The sequence below is a fragment of the Micrococcus sp. R8502A1 genome, assembly GCF_006704135.1.
Classification (GTDB): Bacteria; Actinomycetota; Actinomycetes; order Actinomycetales; family Micrococcaceae; genus Micrococcus; species Micrococcus luteus.
In genome coordinates, this window is the sequence record NZ_VIGS01000012.1 from 17,542 (window position 1) to 33,416 (window position 15,875).

Annotated in this window: 14 protein-coding genes; 3 read left to right on the forward strand and 11 right to left on the reverse strand. The window is 73.6% G+C overall.

The genetic code is table 11. From position 1 onward, the window contains the following. Window positions 1-3 precede the first annotated feature (3 nt). Window positions 4-336, reverse strand: coding sequence for a PqqD family protein (locus tag FLM69_RS04025; protein ID WP_141843162.1), 333 nt, complete (start codon window positions 334-336; stop codon window positions 4-6). Then, complete coding sequence (locus tag FLM69_RS04030) at window positions 326-1,213, reverse strand: nucleotidyltransferase family protein (RefSeq protein WP_141843164.1); 888 nt, start codon at window positions 1,211-1,213, stop codon at window positions 326-328. Before FLM69_RS04030 ends, FLM69_RS04025 begins: the two co-directional genes overlap by 11 nt. Before the next feature lie 304 nt (window positions 1,214-1,517). Between FLM69_RS04030 and FLM69_RS04035 the strand changes: the two genes are divergently transcribed. Further along, window positions 1,518-2,078 carry a hypothetical protein gene (locus FLM69_RS04035; protein ID WP_141843166.1) on the forward strand — a complete coding sequence of 187 codons (561 nt, stop codon included), beginning with the start codon at window positions 1,518-1,520 and terminating at the stop codon, window positions 2,076-2,078. A 108-nt stretch (window positions 2,079-2,186) separates the two neighbouring features. Here the strand turns inward: FLM69_RS04035 and FLM69_RS04040 are convergent, their stop codons facing one another. Then, window positions 2,187-3,578, reverse strand: a complete 1,392-nt coding sequence (locus tag FLM69_RS04040) for a polysaccharide biosynthesis tyrosine autokinase (protein ID WP_141843168.1) — start codon at window positions 3,576-3,578, stop codon at window positions 2,187-2,189. Between the two features lie 126 nt (window positions 3,579-3,704). Here FLM69_RS04040 and FLM69_RS04045 point away from each other — a divergent pair, with 126 nt between their 5' ends. After that, complete coding sequence (locus FLM69_RS04045) at window positions 3,705-5,039, forward strand: O-antigen ligase (protein ID WP_141843170.1); 1,335 nt, start codon at window positions 3,705-3,707, stop codon at window positions 5,037-5,039. 10 nt (window positions 5,040-5,049) lie between these two features. Here the strand turns inward: FLM69_RS04045 and FLM69_RS04050 are convergent, their stop codons facing one another. The 6 genes from FLM69_RS04050 to FLM69_RS04075 form a co-directional block, all read right to left on the reverse strand. Beyond that, complete coding sequence (locus FLM69_RS04050; protein WP_141843172.1) at window positions 5,050-5,988, reverse strand: low molecular weight phosphatase family protein; 939 nt, start codon at window positions 5,986-5,988, stop codon at window positions 5,050-5,052. Then, window positions 5,985-7,052, reverse strand: coding sequence for an acyltransferase family protein (locus tag FLM69_RS04055; protein ID WP_141843174.1), 1,068 nt, complete (start codon window positions 7,050-7,052; stop codon window positions 5,985-5,987). Before FLM69_RS04055 ends, FLM69_RS04050 begins: the two co-directional genes overlap by 4 nt. A gap of 78 nt (window positions 7,053-7,130) precedes the next feature. Then, on the reverse strand, window positions 7,131-7,436 hold the full coding sequence (locus tag FLM69_RS04060; protein WP_049144970.1) for a hypothetical protein: 306 nt from the start codon (window positions 7,434-7,436) through the stop codon (window positions 7,131-7,133). A 58-nt stretch (window positions 7,437-7,494) separates the two neighbouring features. Continuing rightward, window positions 7,495-8,184 (reverse strand): deoxyribose-phosphate aldolase, encoded by a 690-nt coding sequence (gene deoC, locus FLM69_RS04065; protein WP_141843176.1) that lies wholly within the window; start codon window positions 8,182-8,184, stop codon window positions 7,495-7,497. Between the two features lie 20 nt (window positions 8,185-8,204). Then, window positions 8,205-9,935, reverse strand: coding sequence for a phospho-sugar mutase (locus tag FLM69_RS04070; protein ID WP_141843178.1), 1,731 nt, complete (start codon window positions 9,933-9,935; stop codon window positions 8,205-8,207). After that, complete coding sequence (locus FLM69_RS04075; RefSeq protein ID WP_002854392.1) at window positions 9,935-10,780, reverse strand: purine-nucleoside phosphorylase; 846 nt, start codon at window positions 10,778-10,780, stop codon at window positions 9,935-9,937. Before FLM69_RS04075 ends, FLM69_RS04070 begins: the two co-directional genes overlap by 1 nt. Window positions 10,781-10,853: 73 nt before the next feature. Here FLM69_RS04075 and FLM69_RS04080 point away from each other — a divergent pair, with 73 nt between their 5' ends. Further along, complete coding sequence (locus FLM69_RS04080; RefSeq protein WP_141843179.1) at window positions 10,854-12,284, forward strand: NAD(P)H-quinone dehydrogenase; 1,431 nt, start codon at window positions 10,854-10,856, stop codon at window positions 12,282-12,284. A gap of 107 nt (window positions 12,285-12,391) precedes the next feature. Here FLM69_RS04080 and FLM69_RS04085 read toward each other — a convergent pair whose 3' ends face one another. Both FLM69_RS04085 and FLM69_RS04090 read right to left on the reverse strand, forming a co-directional pair. Next, window positions 12,392-13,828 (reverse strand): MFS transporter, encoded by a 1,437-nt coding sequence (locus tag FLM69_RS04085; RefSeq protein WP_141843181.1) that lies wholly within the window; start codon window positions 13,826-13,828, stop codon window positions 12,392-12,394. A 171-nt stretch (window positions 13,829-13,999) separates the two neighbouring features. Next, a complete protein-coding gene (locus FLM69_RS04090; protein ID WP_061867396.1) occupies window positions 14,000-15,856 on the reverse strand; it encodes a biotin carboxylase N-terminal domain-containing protein in 1,857 nt (618 codons plus the stop codon). Window positions 15,857-15,875 lie beyond the last annotated feature (19 nt).

Here is a 15,875-nt window from a genome sequence, read left to right on the forward strand (position 1 = left end):
GGGTCAGGCCGTCCGCACGCGGACGAGGACGCCGTGCGCCTCGAGCATCTCGAGGAAGGCGTGGACGTCGGCCGCGACGTCGGCGGGGTCGAGGCCGAACGCCTCCGCCACCTGGACCGTGACGTCCGTCGTCGACAGCGGCGCCGGCGGATCCGCGACCAGGTCGTCCGCCGGGGTGCGGCCGCCCACGAGGACGTCCCAGATCACGTCGCCCGAGGCGCTCAACAGCAGCGGCTGACCGGCCTCGAGCGTCATGACGGCGGTCTGGCCGCCGGCGGTGCGGGCCCACGCGATGTCGGGGGCGAGGGCCCAGCCCTCGGTGGTCTCAACGGTCACGGCGCACCGCCTTCGTCCAGGCCCAGCCGGCGAGCGCGCCGAGCCGGGCGCCCTGCTCGCGCCACAGGTCCGCGCGGGTGACCGGCCGGCCCAGGCGCATCTGCAGATGGGGGCGGTTCACCGGGATCGTGCGCGCCACGAGGGCGGCCCGCTCCCGCACCGTGGCGGCGGACTGCCACCGGGTGCGGAACAGTTCGAGACCGCTCTGGCTCTCGTGCAGCGCCGCGAAGAGGGTCAGCTGCCGGGTGTCGGCGCCGTCGGCGGCCTCGCCCGTGGCGACGTGCCAGGCCGCACCCGCGTCCAGCCGGTGGGCTTCTTCGCGCAGGGCGGCCCAGCTCTCGGCGGGGAGGGACTCCCGGATGTGCCGGACGTCGAGGCCACCGCGGAACGGGTCGCGGGCCGCGTGGACGATCACGACGAGCCGCTGATGGCGCGGGCTCGGCACCGGGACAGACCGGCCGGCGATCACGAGGTGGATGTGCTCGCACCACAGGGCGTCGAAGGCCGCCTCGGGGGACGCGCCGAGGCCGGGGAAGAGCCGATGCACGTCCACGTACCCCAGCTGGTCGTGCCAGAGCGTGGCCGCGTGCTGGAAGATCGACCCCTGAGAGAAGGTGGCGACCGGTTCCCAGCCGTGGGAGCCCAGGAGTGCGATGACGGCGTCGGCATCGGCCGGAGGGACCAGCAGGTCCACGTCCGAACTGCGGCGGTGGTCGGGGTAGACGCCGGGCTCGGTGGCGTAGCCCTTGAGATGCAGGCCGCGGATGCCGGCCCGGTCCAGCAGATGCGTGATGCGGGCGTGAGCGAGGCGGACGCGGACCTCGAGGTCCAGGGACGGCGGGGCGGCCGGTCGCTGTCCCGTCGCATGTTCCCCCATGGCCGCGAGCTTAGTCGAGCGAAAGGAGGGCCGTCGTCGACTGTGCTTGATACGTTGTTGGGCGAGGTTGAACTTCGGGTGAATTCATGGACCGGTGGCAGGAGATCCGCATGGTCCCGGGAGCCACGACGCGGCGCGCCCGCCAGGAATGTGCGAGAGGGCTGGCAATGAGCTGTGCGGCCCATCTACACTCAGCTGGAGAGTTCCACAGCCGATGCTCACCGAGTATCCCGCGGTGCTCCGTCCACTCGCGTGACCCCGTTCGGGCGCGAAAGCCACACCTCGACTCGAAACGAGTGAAGCCATGCAGAAGAACACCTCCACCCTCTCCCGTCGCAAGGTGACCGCCGGCATCGCGTGGTCGGTCCCGGCCGTCGCCGCCGTGGCCGCCGCCCCCTTCGCCGCGGCCTCGCCCACCGGCTGCGTCTCGGCCGTGCCGGGCGCCGCGGTCAAGTTCCCCGGTGGCAGTGGCCCCGACGGCATCAAGCACGGCTACGGCTTCACCATCACCATCACCAACACGTCGCCCACCCCCGTGTACGTCAACCCGGGCACGGTGACCGTGGAGTTCGAGGGCGACCCCACCCGGGGCGGCGAGGCGCGTCTCTACACCGACAGCCCGTGCAGGGGAGGCAAGCGACTGGCCGCCATGGACCCCAAGCTGCTCCTGCAGCCGGGCCAGTCCAAGACCTACTTCTACGTGGCCAACAACACCGGCAACTCGGCCCAGGAGTCCGGCTGCGTCAAGGGCAAGCTGCAGCTGGCCCTGCCGACGGGTGCTCCCGAGGGTGCCGATCTCTGCAACGACGGCGTCGTCGAGTTCAGCAACTGCTTCCAGACCACCCCGCCCTCGGCGAAGTGCTGATCATCTGAGCACCACCACGAAGGGCCCCGCCTCCTCAGAGGCGGGGCCCTTCTGCATCCCCGGGCCCGCGTCGTCGATGCGACGACCTGGCCCTGCGGCCGGGCGCGGTCAGCGTCGTGACGTGTCGCCCGCGGTCCCGGCCGCGGCCTCGGCGGCGTCCCGGGGCGCCTGGTAGTAGACGTCGTAGCTGCCGCCGTCCGCGCCGTAGCCCCCGCCGTAGTAGTCCGAGCCCACACCGGAGGCCGGGGTGCCGTTGAGCACGACGCCGAGCACCCGGGCGTTGACGCCCGCGAGCATGTCCCGGGCCACCTCGAGGTGCTCCTTGCGGGTCTTGCCGTGGCGGATCACCAGGACGGTGCCGTCCACCGCCGTGGCGAGCAGGGTGGAGTCCGTGACGGGCAGCACGGGCGGGGCGTCCACGAGCACCATGTGCGTCTCGGCGAGGGCGGTGAGCAGGTCCCTCATCCGCTCGGAGCCGAGCTGTTCGGACGGGTTCGGGGGAGTGCGGCCGGCAGGCAGGAGGAGCAACCCGTCCTCGCCCACGGGGATCAGCACGTCCTGGAGGGCGACGTCCCCGTTGAGGACCTCGGACAGACCCACGCGGCCGTCGACGCCGAACTGCATTGCCTGACGGGGGCGACGCAGATCGGCGTCGATGAGGATCACCGGCTGGCCGGCGGCCGCCACGGTCAGGGCCAGGTTGCCGATCACCGTCGACTTGCCCTCGCCGGGGTTCGAGCTGGTGAACGCGATGGTGCGGGGCGGATCGTCCACCGCAGCGAACCGCAGGTTGGTCCGCAGCTGACGCACCGCCTCCGACGCGCGGGGGGAGAGGGGCGCCATCGGCGCCGTGCGGTCCGCCTTCATGCTGGGGTCCAGGGGGATGGCGCCGAGCAGGCCCGCCCCGCCCGCCACCTGGGCGTCCGTGGTCGTCCGCACGTTGACGTCCAGCAGCCGCCGCAGGAACGCGACGATCAGGCCGAGGACCAGACCTGCGCCCAGGCCATACAGCAGGTGGCGGACGCGGTCCGGGCTCGAGGGCGCGGCCGGCGCGAGGGCGTCCTCCATGGCCGTGACCTTGACGTTGGACGTCGGATCGAGCTCGTTCGCCACGTCGGCGGTCGCCACGAGCGCCCCGTTGGCCAGCGCGGCGGCCTGCTGCGCATCGGGGGCCACGGCGGACACCGTGATGAGGTTGGAGTTCGGCACCAGGGCGGCGCTCAAGGTCGCGCCGGCGGTGTCCAGGCCCTCGGCGGCGATCCGCTCGCGGACCGTGCGGCTGTTGATCAGCGGGATGTAGGACTGGGCGCGGGTCTGGGCGGTCTCGGTGCCGGAGATGCTCGCCTCCCCCTCCACCGTGACGAACGCGGTCGAGGTGGCGGTGTACAGCGTGGGCTGCAGCAGCGAGTAGAGGACGCCCAGCGCCAGGCCGAGGGCGGCGCACCCCAGGATCACCAGGCGGTTCGCACGCAGCACACGAAGGAAATCGATGATGTTCATGGTGTCCCAGGATCGGAGGGCAGCGACTCAGCTCACTCTAACAAGCGGGACAGCCCGTTCTGCCGCACTCGTCTACGCTGGGCGTGGGGCGGAGACGCGCCCCGGCAGGGCGACGGAGGAGCGGTCATGACGGTGGGGCACGGCGCGCACGGACCGCGGCACTCCGACCCCCGCTACGTGGCCCTGCAGACGGAACGGGAGAAGCACGCCCGCGCCGCCGCCCGCGGCACGTCCGTGTGGTCGGCCGACCAGGACGCCGCCGTCCCGCGCGAGCCCCTGCGCATCCCCGAACTGCTGCTCGGGGCCCTGCTGGCCATGGAGGCGTTCAGCGTCCCCCTCGGCCCCGTGGCGCTCCCGCTGAACGAGGCGGGCATGCTCCTGCTGCTGGGCCTGGCGCTGTGCCGACGGTCCCGCCGCGATGTCTCCGCCCTCGGGCTGACCGCCGTGCTCGCCGCCGCCGTACTGCTGTTCCTCGCGGTCGTCTCCGTGTCCCAGGGCATCCCGGACCTGGAATGGCTGCGCCGGTGGGTGCGGATGGCGGCCCTCGTCGGGCTCGTCGGCTGCATCGCCGGCGGCCGGCTCAGCCTGCGCTCGCTCGCCGTCGGGCTCGGCGCCGCCATGGCCCTGAACGTGCCCCTCTTCTACGCCGGCCTCGTCCCCGCGCCCTACGGCAGTTTCCTGACCGGCATCCTCGCGGACAAGAACGTGGCGGGCCTCTACTACGCGGCCATGCCGGTCCTGGCGCTCGCCCTCGTGCGGACGCGGCGGTGGAAGCTGATCCTGCTCGTCGCCGCCGCGGTGTGCGTCGTCCTCACGGGCTCCCGCACCTCCATGGCGGGCTTCGCCTGCGCCGTCCTGTGGCTCTGGCTGACGCCGCGGATGGGGGCGGGTCTGCGCCTGGTCCTGCTGGCGGTCCTCGCCTGGGCGGTCGCGTTCGCCGAGGAGAACCTGGCCCGCATCGCCTTCTTCGCGGACCGCACCGGCACGGACTGGCTGCGCTCGAACATCCAGGCCGAGACGGCCGTGCGCGTCGCGGAGACGCCGTGGTACGGCCGGGGCCTCACCACGGCGTACGTGGACTTCGGCGGTGCCACGTGGCACTACCACAACTCCTACGCGGGCCTCTACACCGAGGGCGGCGTCGTGCTCCTCCTCGCCGTCCTCGGCGCCTACGCGTTCTTCGGGCTGCGCCTGTTCAGCGCCCGGCTGCGCACCCCCTCGCGCGTGGCGGTGGAGGCGGCGGCCGTCGTCGTGTTCGTCTCCGCGACGCAGCTGGGCGAGGTGTTCATCACGATCCCGAGCATGCTCGTCGTCGCCGCCGGCGTGACCCTCTGGCTCGACGAGCGGGACGCCCCGCTCGAGAGCGAGGTGCTCGAGCGGCGCCGTCGTCGGGTCCTGGCCGCGGCGCGCCGGGGGCAGCACGCCCCGTCCTCCGGCGGGCACGCCGTCCCCGATCTCTGACGCCGGCCGGTCAGGCGCCCGTCGGCTCCTCCTCCACGAGGTCCCCGTCGAGGGCCCGGGCGATCTCCCACGCCAGCAGCTCGACGATCGGGTGCGCGGTCTGCGCCATGGCGGCGTAGCCCTCGGCGGGGCCGCGGAACGGGTCCGGCAGATCCGCGTCCGGTCGCTCCCCCTGGGCGATCAGGCGGGAGCGCAGCTCCGCCAGCGCCGTGACGAGCGCGGTGACGCCCGCGCCCGGAGGGACCGCCGCGGCGAGCTCCTCGCCGTGGTCGCGCAGGAGGGTGCCCATGCCGAGGATCGTGAAGGTCCGGCGCACCGCCGCGGGGTCCTCACGCAGCACCTCGTCCAGGTGGTCGTCCGTCGCGGTCAGGACGAGGTCCTGGTCCGCCAGCGAACGCCCGGTCAGCTGCTGCGGTCGATGCTGCGTCAACGCGGCGCGGACTCGGCGGCTCGGCGCGAGGTCGAGCAGCGGGCCGGGGACGGTCAGCGCCTGGTTCGGTTCCGTGCCCGCGCTCGTGACCACCGCGCGGCCCCGGTCGCCGAGCAGGGCGTTGAGCTGCGCCTGCAGCGCGTACTCCACGTAGGCGGAGCGGCAGATGTTGCCCGTGCATACGACGAGGACGCGGGCGCTCGGCAGGGGGCCGGGGACACGGTCGGCCGGTGAGGCAGGCGAGGCTGGCTCAGCGGCCCTGACGGGCGCGGGAGCCACCGTGCGCTCGGTCGGCGTCGCACGCTGCCGCGGCGTGGCGGGGTCGGCCGGGTGGGGGCGGAATGCCGGGCCGAGCCGGAACTCGGCGAGGCGATCCTCCCGCGCCGTGGAGGCCGCCGGGGCGTCGGCGTCGCCGCCGTCACCCGCCGGGTGGCCGCCGTCGCGGGCCGGCACCTCGGGCTCCTCCGGCGTCGGCGGCAGGAACGGATTGCGGATCGGGGGGCGATGATCCCTGCTCATGGGTGTGTCCTCTCCGAGGCGGTCGGGACGCGCGGCAGCGCGGACGTGACGGGGTGCGGGGGCTCCACGTGTCGCAGGCGGTGCACCGGGTGCCAGCGGCGGCGCGCCCCCGTGAACGGCTTGGACAGGGGGGTGGCGAGCAGGGCGAGGCCTGCCAGCCAGCTGAGGGCGAGCGCGAGGGCGAACTTGGCGGCGTTGTCCTCCACGCCGTGGCGCGTGACCCACATCAGCACCCAGCCGTGCAGCAGCACCACCACCGTGCCCGTCCGGACCAGGGCGGTGATGGCGCGGCGCAGGGCCTGACCCGTCCCGGTGCGTCGGGCGAAGGAGCGCAGCAGCCTCTCCACCGTGGAACCGAACACGAGCACCATCCCCGCGGACATCAGGACGCCCACGGCGGGGGTGAGCACCGGCGTGCCGAAGCCGCCGAACTTGATGTTGGGCGGCTCCAGGCCCAGCCGGACCGCGACCATCCCGAGCAGCACCAGGCCGAGGCCGATGAGCGTCCGATGGCGTCGCACGTGCGGTTGGACGCGGCGCCGGAACATCTCGCCGCTGAGGACGAACAGCAGGCACGGCAGGGCCAGCCCGACGCCGAGAGGCGTGCGGGCGATCGCGGAGTCCGGCACGAGGTGGGCCCACGCCAGCCCGGCCAGGCCCACGGCCCAGGCGACGGCGGACGGGAAGCGCTCGAGGAATCGGCGCAGCACCGTGGTGAAGAACAGGACGGAGATGAACCAGAACGCCCACCACGGGGGCTCCTGGTCCGCGCCCCCGTACCAGCCGGTGAGCATCAGGCGCCGCAGGAGGTCGGGGTCGTCGGCGAACCACGCGAATGCGGCCACGGACATGAGCGCCGCCCACACCAGGTACGGCACCATCAGGCTCCGGAAGCGGCCCCACACGTCCGTGGCCCAGGGGCGGCCGCGCGTCCAGAAGTAGCCGGTGAGGAAGAAGAACAGCGGCATCCGCCAGATCTCCAGGTACCGGCTGAAGGTGAGGTCCGTCAGGTACGCGTGACCCAGCACCACCGCCGCGATGGAGACAAGCCGAAGGGCGTCCACCCCCGTGTTGCGGGTGGACGCCCTTCGGCGCGCGGCGGCCGGACGACCGGTGTCAGCGATCCTCGGCTCCGGGACGGCTCAGCGGTGCGCGGCGCCGGTCTCGACGGCGTGGGCGCCGGAGGCGGCGTGCTCGACGACGGGACGGGTGTGGATGGCGGTGGTGTCCACGGTGTCGCTGCGGCCCAGGAACGCCTTGGGGATCAGGAAGGCCACGGTGGCCAGGGCCAGCGCGATCAGGCCGGGGACCCAGACCGTCTCGAGCGACCAGAAGCCCATGGCGTAGAGGCAGCCGAGGAACGCGCCGAAGGCGACGATGAAGGCGATCAGGGAACCCCAGACGCCGCCCACGTTGGAGTGGTCGATGGCCTTGCCGTTGCGGATCACGTGATGCTCCTTCGGTGCGGTCCCGGCCGGGGCGGACGCCCGGCCGAAGTGATGCGAGTCAGTCGGATCCCAGGATAGCAAGCGCGGAGCTGGCCCCGATCCGGGTGGCACCGGCCTCGATCATCGCCAGGGCGTCCGCGCGGGTGCGCACCCCGCCGGAGGCCTTCACGCCGATGCCCTCGCCCACGGTGCGGCGCATCAGCGCGACGTGCTCGACGGTGGCGCCCGCGGTGGAGAAGCCCGTGGAGGTCTTCACGAAGTCCGCCCCGGCCTCGACCGCGGCCTCGCAGGCCAGGACGATCGCGTCGTCGTCCAGCAGGGCGGTCTCCACGATCACCTTGAGCAGCGCCCCACCGTCGCCTGCGGGGCCGTCCGCGTGCGCGGCCTCGGCCACGGCGCGGACGTCCGCGACGAGCCGGGCGCGGTCCCCGGCACGGGCCGCGGCGACGTCGAGGACCATGTCCACCTCGTCCGCGCCGGCGTCGATCGCCTGCCGGGCCTCGAAGGCCTTGACCTCCGAGGCGTTGGCGCCGAGGGGGAAGCCGATCACGGTGCAGGTCAGCACGTCCGAGCCCGCGAGCTCGGCGGCCACCAGCGGCACCCACACGGGGTTGATGCAGACGCTCTTGACCCCGGCCTCGAGGGACTCGGCCACGAGGCGGCGCACGTCCGCCTCCGAGGTGTCGGCCTTCAGGGCGGTCGCGTCGATGTACTTCGCCAGCTCGGCGGTGGTGAGGGAGACGGTCATGTCCGCCAGCCTACCGAGGCTCAGCCGCCCACGAGGGCCGTCACCTCGGCGCGCAGCACCTCGAGTCGCTCGGCGGCCGCGGCCGGGTCGGCGTCCCGGGTGCCGAGGTAGCACTTGAGCTTCGGCTCGGTGCCGGAGGGCCGCACGAGCACGCGGGTGCCGGAGTCGGTGGCGAACAGCAGCGCGTCCGTCGGCGGCAGCCCGTCCCCGCCGGCGGCCAGGTCCCGGCGCACGGTGACCGGCTCGCCCGCGAGCGTGGCCGGCGCCTGCCGACGCAGGGCCGTCATGGTGCGGGCGATCAGGGACAGGTCCGCCACGCGGACCGAGACCTGGGCGCTGGGCATGGCGCCGGTGACCGCGTCGACGTCGGCCAGGGCGTCCGTCAGGCCGCGTCCCTGCGCTGTGAGGGCGGCGGCCAGCTCCGCGGCCAGGAGGGCGGCCGTGATGCCGTCCTTGTCCCGCACCATGTCCGGGTCCACGCAGTAGCCGAGGGCCTCCTCATAGCCGAAGCCGAGGTCCGGGGCGCGGGAGATCCACTTGAAGCCGGTCAGCGTGACGTGGTGCCTCACCCCGTTCGCCTCCGCCAGGGCGGCCAGCTGGGGGGAGGAGACCACGGAGTTCGCGGCGCTGCGGCCGGCCGCGTGCAGGGCCGGCATCGCGTGCGCGCCCAGCAGCGTCCCGACGGCGTCGCCCGAGAGCATCCGCCACGTGCGGACGCCGTGCGCGTCGGTGACGGGCGCGGCCAGGGCCAGGCGGTCGGCGTCGGGGTCGTTGGCGATCACCAGGTCCGCGTCCACCTCGGCGGCCAGGGCGAGGGCGAGGTCCATCGCCCCCGGCTCCTCCGGGTTGGGGAACGCGACAGTGGGGAAGGCCGGGTCCGGGGCGGCCTGCTCGGCCACCACGTGGACGGGGCCGAAGCCGGCGTCCTCGAGCAGGCCCGGGACCACGGCGCCGCCCACCCCGTGCAGGGGCGTGTAGACCACGCGCAGGTCGCGGTGGCCGTGCCGGCCGTCGTCGAGCACGCCGAGGGCCGCCGCGCAGTAGGCCTCCAGCAGGTCCGGCCCGGCCACGGTCCAGCCGTCGTCGGCGAGCGGGATGTCCGCGGCCCACGCCGCGTGGTCGATGCGGGCGGCGATCTCCGCGTCCGCGGGGGAGACGATCTGCGCCCCGCGACCCGCCTCGTCCGTGAGCCGCCCGCCGAGGTAGACCTTGTAGCCGTTGTCCGCGGGCGGGTTGTGGCTGGCCGTGACCATCACGCCCGCGTCCGCGCTGAGATGGCGCACCGCGAAGGCGAGCACCGGCGTCGGCAGCGGGTCCGGCAGCAGGACGGTCTGCACGCCCGCGGCCGTCAGGACGGCGGCCGTGTCCGCGGCGAAGGCGGCCGAACCGCGCCGCGCGTCGTACCCGACGACGGCCAGCGGCGGGGCAGCGTCCCGTCCGACGCCGTCCCACAGGTGCGCGGCCAGACCCGCCGCGGTGCGGCGCACCACGAGCCGGTTCATGCGGGACTCGCCCGGGCCCTCCTCGGCGCGCAGGCCGGCGGTGCCGAAGACGAGCGGCCCGGCGAAGCGGGCGGCGAGCGCCGCCCGGGCGGCCGCGGCCTCCGGGCCGACGCCGGCGGCCGCGTCGAGCTCGGCGCGCAGGGTGTCCCGGTGCGCGGGATCGGGGTCCTCCGCCGCCCACCGCTCAGCCCGGGCGAGGACGTCCTCCGGGAGCGCGGCGACGTCGTCGTGCGGGGGATGCGCGGGCATCAGAGCCGCCCCACGATGTCCGCGAGCAGGCGCGCGATGCGCGGGCCGGCGGCCTGGCCGGCCTCGACGACCTCGGCGTGGGACAGCGGCGTCTCCGAGATGCCGGCGCCGAGGTTGGTCACCAGCGAGATGCCGAACACCTCCAGCCCGGCGTGCCGGGCCGCGATCGCGTCCAGCGCCGTGGACATGCCGACGAGGTCGCCGCCGAGGGTGCGCGCCATCCGCACCTCGGCGGGGGTCTCGTACTGCGGGCCGGCGAACTGGACGTACACGCCCTCACGCAGGGACGGGTCCACCTCACGGGCGATCGCGCGCAGCCGCGGGGAGTAGAGGTCGGTCAGGTCCACGAACGTGGCGCCGGCGAGCGGGGTGGCGCCGGTGAGGTTGATGTGGTCCGCGATCAGGACGGGGGTGCCCGGGGCGATCTCCGGGTCCAGGCCGCCGCAGCCGTTGGTCAGCACCACGGTGCGCGCCCCGGCGGCGGCGGCGGTGCGGACGGTGTGCGCCACGGCCTGGGCGTCGCGGGACTCGTAGAAGTGCGTGCGCGAGCCGAAGACGAGGGCGTGCGTGCCGTCCGGCAGCCGGACCGAGCGGATCACCGCGTTGTGGCCGGGCACCTTCGGGGCGTGGAAGCCGGGCACCTCGGCCAGCGGCACGGCGGCGACCTCGTCGCCGATCAGGCCGGCGGCCTCGCCCCAGCCGGAGCCGAGGACGACGGCGACGCGGTGCTCCGCCACGCCCGTCGCCCGGGCGATGGTGTCGGCGGCCGCGCGGGCCTCGGCGAAGCCCGGATGGTCGCCGGTCAGGGGGGAGTCGGGGGAGGGGATGCTGGTCTGGTCGGTCACGTCGTGGAGTCTAGGCGGTGTCCCGTGGGCGCGGGCTAGGACTTTCCCGTCCGCGGCGGACACAATGGAGCCCGTGACCGAGGAAAACAGCACCTTCATCCCGTCCCTGACCATCATCGGCGGCGGCCCCGGCGGCTACGAGGCCGCCATGGTGGCCGCGAAGCTGGGCGCCCGCGTGACCCTGGTCGAGCGCCAGGGGTTGGGCGGCGCGGCCGTCCTCACGGACGTGGTCCCCTCCAAGACGCTGATCGCCGCCGCCGACTCGATGCGCCGCGTGGGCGCCTCCGTGGACCTGGGCGTCGATCTCGGCGGGGCCGAGGTCCACGCGGACATGGGCCAGGTCGGCCGCCGCATCCTGAACCTGGCCCACGAGCAGTCCTCGGACATCCGCGCGGGCCTCGAGCGGGTCGGCGTCCGGGTGATCGACGGCGTGGGCCGCGTCGTCGGCCCCCACGAGGTGTCCGTCCGCGCCCTCGACGACGCCGACGCCGGCGCCGAGCCCGAGATCATCACCTCGGACGCGATCCTCGTGGCCGTCGGCGCGAGCCCCCGCGAGCTGCCCACCGCCGTCCCGGACGGCGAGCGGATCTTCAACTGGAAGCAGGTCTACAACCTCAAGGAGCTTCCCGAGCACCTGATCGTCGTGGGCTCCGGCGTCACCGGCGCCGAGTTCGCCTCGGCCTACAACCGCCTCGGTGCCAAGGTCACCCTCGTCTCCTCCCGCGACCGCGTGCTCCCCGGCGAGGACGCCGACGCCGCCGAGCTGCTCGAGAAGGTCTTCGAGGACAACGGCCTCAGGGTGATCGCCCGCTCCCGCGCCGAGGCCGTCGAGCGGACCGAGACCGGCGTGCGCGTGCACCTCTCCGGCGAGGGCGCCGAGGACACCCCGTCGATCGAGGGCTCCCACGCCCTCGTCGCCGTCGGCGGCGTGCCGAACACGGCGGGCCTCGGTCTCGACGACGTGGGCGTGAAGCTGGCCGACTCCGGCCACGTGATCGTGGACGGCGTCTCCCGCACGTCCGTGCCGAGCATCTACGCGGCGGGCGACTGCACGGGCAAGCTCGCCCTCGCCTCGGTGGCGGCCATGCAGGGGCGCATCGCCGTCGCCCACCTGCTCGGCGACGCCCTCAAGCCGCTGCGCCCGCACCTGCTGGCCTCGAACATCTTCACCTCGCCGGAGATCGCCACCGTGGGCGTCACGCAGGCGCAGGTGGACTCCGGCCAGTATCAGGCGGACGTGCTGCGCCTGGACTTCCACACCAACCCTCGCGCCAAGATGTCCGGCGCGGAGGAGGGGTTCGTGAAGATCTTCGCCCGTCAGGGCTCCGGCACCGTGATCGGCGGCGTGGTGGTCTCGCCGCGCGCCTCCGAGCTGATCTACGCGCTCGCGCTCGCGGTCACGCACAAGCTGCACGTGGACGACCTCGCGGACACCTTCACCGTGTACCCGTCCATGTCCGGGTCGATCGCGGAGGCGGCACGCCGCCTGCACGTGCGCATCTGACCCAGAGACGACTTTCGGTCGTGAGATAGGGCCTATCTCACGACCGAAAGCGTCCATTCCCCCGATGTCACGTTCGACAGTGCGGGCGGGGGCCCGGGCGGGCGGGGTCAGCGCGCGGCGCGACGCTCGCGGGCCGAGGTGACGGTGTCGAGGTCCGTGTGGCGGGTCTCGGGGGAGAGGGCCAGCGCGATGACGGTGATCGCCGAGGCGGCGGCCAGGTAGTAGCCGACGTAGGCGACATCGAACTTCTGCACCAGCCAGGCGGCGATGAACGGGGTCAGCGCTGCGCCGAGGATCGAGGACACGTTGTAGGCGATGCCGGAGCCGGTGTAGCGCGTGTTCGTGGGGAACAGCTCGGGCAGCACCGCGGACATCGGCCCGAAGGTCAGGCCCATGAGCGTCATGCCCGTGGCCAGGAACGCCAGCATCAGCGGCACGTTCAGCTCCGCGCCCACGCCCATGTTCTCCGGCGAGAGCCACAGGCCGAACGAGAGGCCGAACAGCACCATGAGCACCGAGATCACGATCAGGGTGGGGCGGCGGCCGAAGCGGTCAGCCAGCAGGCCGGAGACCGGCACGAACGCCGCGAAGAACAGGATGCCGACCAGCTGCAGCACGAGGAACTCGGCGTAGGGGACACCCAGGAAGCCGTTGGCCGGCTTGCCGATCGCGTAGGAGAGGATCCACGTGGTCATCAGGTAGAAGAGCACGTAGGTGGCGTACATGACGAAGGTGCCCAGGATCAGCTCCCACCAGTTGCGGCGGAACACCTCGCCCAGCGGCGCCTTCACACGCTGGTCGCGGTCGAGGGCGCGCTGGAAGACCGGGGTCTCCTCGAGCTTGACGCGGACGTAGAGGCCCACGGCCACCATCACGATCGAGAGCAGGAACGGCAGGCGCCACACCCACGTGAGGAACGGACCGTCGAGCACCGGGCTCGTGGAGTCGTGGTCGAAGCCGAGCACGAGCGTGAGGAACAGGCCGTTGGCCAGCAGGAAGCCGATCGGCGCGCCGAGCTGCGGCCACATGGCCGCCTGCGCGCGCTTGCCGTCCTTGGCGTACTCCGTGGCCAGCAGGGCGGCGCCGGACCACTCGCCGCCGAGCCCCAGGCCCTGGAAGAAGCGCAGCAGCGTCAGCATGGCCGGCGCCCACAGGCCGATCTGGAAGTACGTGGGCAGCAGGCCGATGAGGAACGTCGCGATGCCCATGGTCAACAGCGAACCGATGAGCGTGGTCTTGCGGCCCACACGATCGCCCAGGTGGCCGAAGACGACGGCGCCCAGCGGTCGGGCGACGAACGCCGCGCCGAAGGTGGCCATGGAGGCCAGCAGGGCCGTGTTGTCGTCGCCGCCCGCGAAGAAGATCAGCGGGAACACCGAGACGGCGGCCGTGGCGTAGATGTAGAAGTCGTAGAACTCGATCGAGGTGCCCACGAGCGAGGCGATGATGACCCGCGAGCGGGGCACCTCCTCCGCGGTGGCGACCGCGTCCGACGTGAGATCGGTGGGGGCGCCCGGGTTCGCGGGCGGGGTGGAGTGGGACATGGTGTCTCCCTGGTATGACGGGCACAGGGGGTCGCGAACGACCACGATGTGAGACGAAGATGCGTGTCAGGTTAAGCCTCGTCGCGCCGATCTGCGAGAGTCATGTCCCCGTCGTCCACCATGTGGAACCAGCCCACGACGCCGGCGCTCCCCGCCGTCGTCGCCGGCGGCTCACTCCGCGTCGGCGATGGTGGCGATCACCGTGCCGGCCGTGACCGTCTGGCCCGGCTCGACCTCGAGACCGCTGACCACGCCCGCGCGGTGGGCCGCGAGCGGCTGCTCCATCTTCATGGCCTCCACGACCACGATCAGGTCGCCCTCGGCCACGGTCTGGCCGTTCTCGGCGGCGACCTTCACCACGGTGCCCTGCATCGGGGCGGTCAGCGCGTCCGTGCTGACGGCCGCGGCCACCGGTGCGCCGCGCTTGCCGCGGGGCCGACGTCGTCCCGCACCGGCCCGCTGGGCGGCGCCGGAGATCGTGTGCAGGGCCTCGCCCCACGTGGGCAGGGTGACGTCCACGCGCTTGCCGTTGACCTCCACGGTCACGGTGTGGCGCGCCTCGCGGGGGGCCGGCTCGGCCGGGGTGAGGGCGCTCGGCTCGATGCGGTTCGCGAACTCCGTCTCGATCCACCGGGTGTGCACCGAGAACGGCTCCTCCGAGCCGGCGATCTCGGGGGCGAAGGCGGGGTCGCGCACCACGGCGCGATGGAAGGGCAGCACCGAGGGCATGCCGACGATCTCGGCCTCGCGCAGGGCGCGGGCGGCGCGCTGCAGGGCCTGGCGGCGGTCCGCGCCGGTGACGATCAGCTTGGCGACCATGGAGTCGAAGGCCCCGGACACGGTCTCGCCCTCCACCACGCCGGAGTCCACGCGCACGCCCGGGCCGCTGGGCATGCGGAACGTGGTGAGCCGGCCGGGGGCGGGCAGGAAGTTGCGGCCCGGGTCCTCGCCGTTGAGGCGGAACTCGATCGAGTGGCCGCGGGGCTGCGGGTCCGTGTAGCCGAGGGCCTCGCCGCGGGCCAGGCGGAACTGCTCGCGTACGAGGTCGATGCCGGTGATCTCCTCGGAGACCGGGTGCTCCACCTGCAGACGCGTGTTCACCTCGAGGAAGGAGATGGTGCCGTCCTGGCCCACGAGGAACTCGCACGTGCCCGCGCCGACGTAGCCGGCCTCCTGCAGGATCGCCTTGGAGGACTCCACGAGGCGGGCGTTCTGCTCGTCCGTGAGGAACGGCGCCGGGGCCTCCTCCACGAGCTTCTGGTTGCGGCGCTGCAGCGAGCAGTCGCGGGTGGAGATCACGACGACGTCGCCGTGCACGTCCGCCAGGCACTGCGTCTCCACGTGGCGCGGCTTGTCCAGGAACCGCTCCACGAAGCACTCGCCCCGGCCGAACGCGGCCACGGCCTCACGGACCGCGGACTCGTAGAACTCGGGGATCTCCTCGCGCGTGCGGGCCACCTTGATGCCGCGGCCGCCGCCGCCGTAGGCCGCCTTGATGGCCACCGGCAGGCCGAACTCGTCCGCGAACGCGACGACCTCCTCCGTGCCGGTCACGGGGGAGGTGGTGCCCGGCGCCAGCGGGGCGCCGACCTTGGTGGCCAGCTGGCGGGCCGAGACCTTGTCGCCCAGCCGGTCGATCGCCTCGGCAGGCGGGCCGATCCACACGAGGCCGGCGTCAGCCACGGCGCGCGCGAAGTCCGCGTTCTCGGAGAGGAAGCCGTAGCCGGGGTGCACGGCGTCCGCGCCCGCGCGCTCGGCGGCGTCGAGGATCTTGCCGATCACCAGATAGGAGTCGGCGGCGGTCTCCCCGCCGAGGGCCACGGCCTCGTCCGCGAGCGTCACGTGCAGGGCGTCCCGGTCCGGCTCGGCGTAGACGGCCACGGAGGTCAGCCCCTCGTCCTGGCAGGCCCGGATGATGCGCACGGCGATCTCGCCGCGGTTGGCGATCAGCACCCGGGAGAACCGGCGCTCCGCCGCGGGGTCGACGGGCGGGACGACCGAGGCCTGCGGTGCGTCGGCGATGCTCATGGGCGATGGACTCCTCGGA

Bases quoted from the DNA above. Each gene is read 5' to 3' on its own strand.
- FLM69_RS04030 (WP_141843164.1), bottom strand. From the start codon at position 1,213: ATGGGGGAACATGCGACGGGACAGCGACCGGCCGCCCCGCCGTCCCTG.
- FLM69_RS04035 (WP_141843166.1), top strand. From the start codon at position 1,518: ATGCAGAAGAACACCTCCACCCTCTCCCGTCGCAAGGTGACCGCCGGC.
- FLM69_RS04040 (WP_141843168.1), bottom strand. From the start codon at position 3,578: ATGAACATCATCGATTTCCTTCGTGTGCTGCGTGCGAACCGCCTGGTG.
- FLM69_RS04045 (WP_141843170.1), top strand. From the start codon at position 3,705: ATGACGGTGGGGCACGGCGCGCACGGACCGCGGCACTCCGACCCCCGC.
- FLM69_RS04050 (WP_141843172.1), bottom strand. From the start codon at position 5,988: ATGAGCAGGGATCATCGCCCCCCGATCCGCAATCCGTTCCTGCCGCCG.
- deoC (WP_141843176.1), bottom strand. From the start codon at position 8,184: ATGACCGTCTCCCTCACCACCGCCGAGCTGGCGAAGTACATCGACGCG.
- FLM69_RS04070 (WP_141843178.1), bottom strand. From the start codon at position 9,935: ATGCCCGCGCATCCCCCGCACGACGACGTCGCCGCGCTCCCGGAGGAC.
- FLM69_RS04085 (WP_141843181.1), bottom strand. From the start codon at position 13,828: ATGTCCCACTCCACCCCGCCCGCGAACCCGGGCGCCCCCACCGATCTC.
- FLM69_RS04090 (WP_061867396.1), bottom strand. From the start codon at position 15,856: ATGAGCATCGCCGACGCACCGCAGGCCTCGGTCGTCCCGCCCGTCGAC.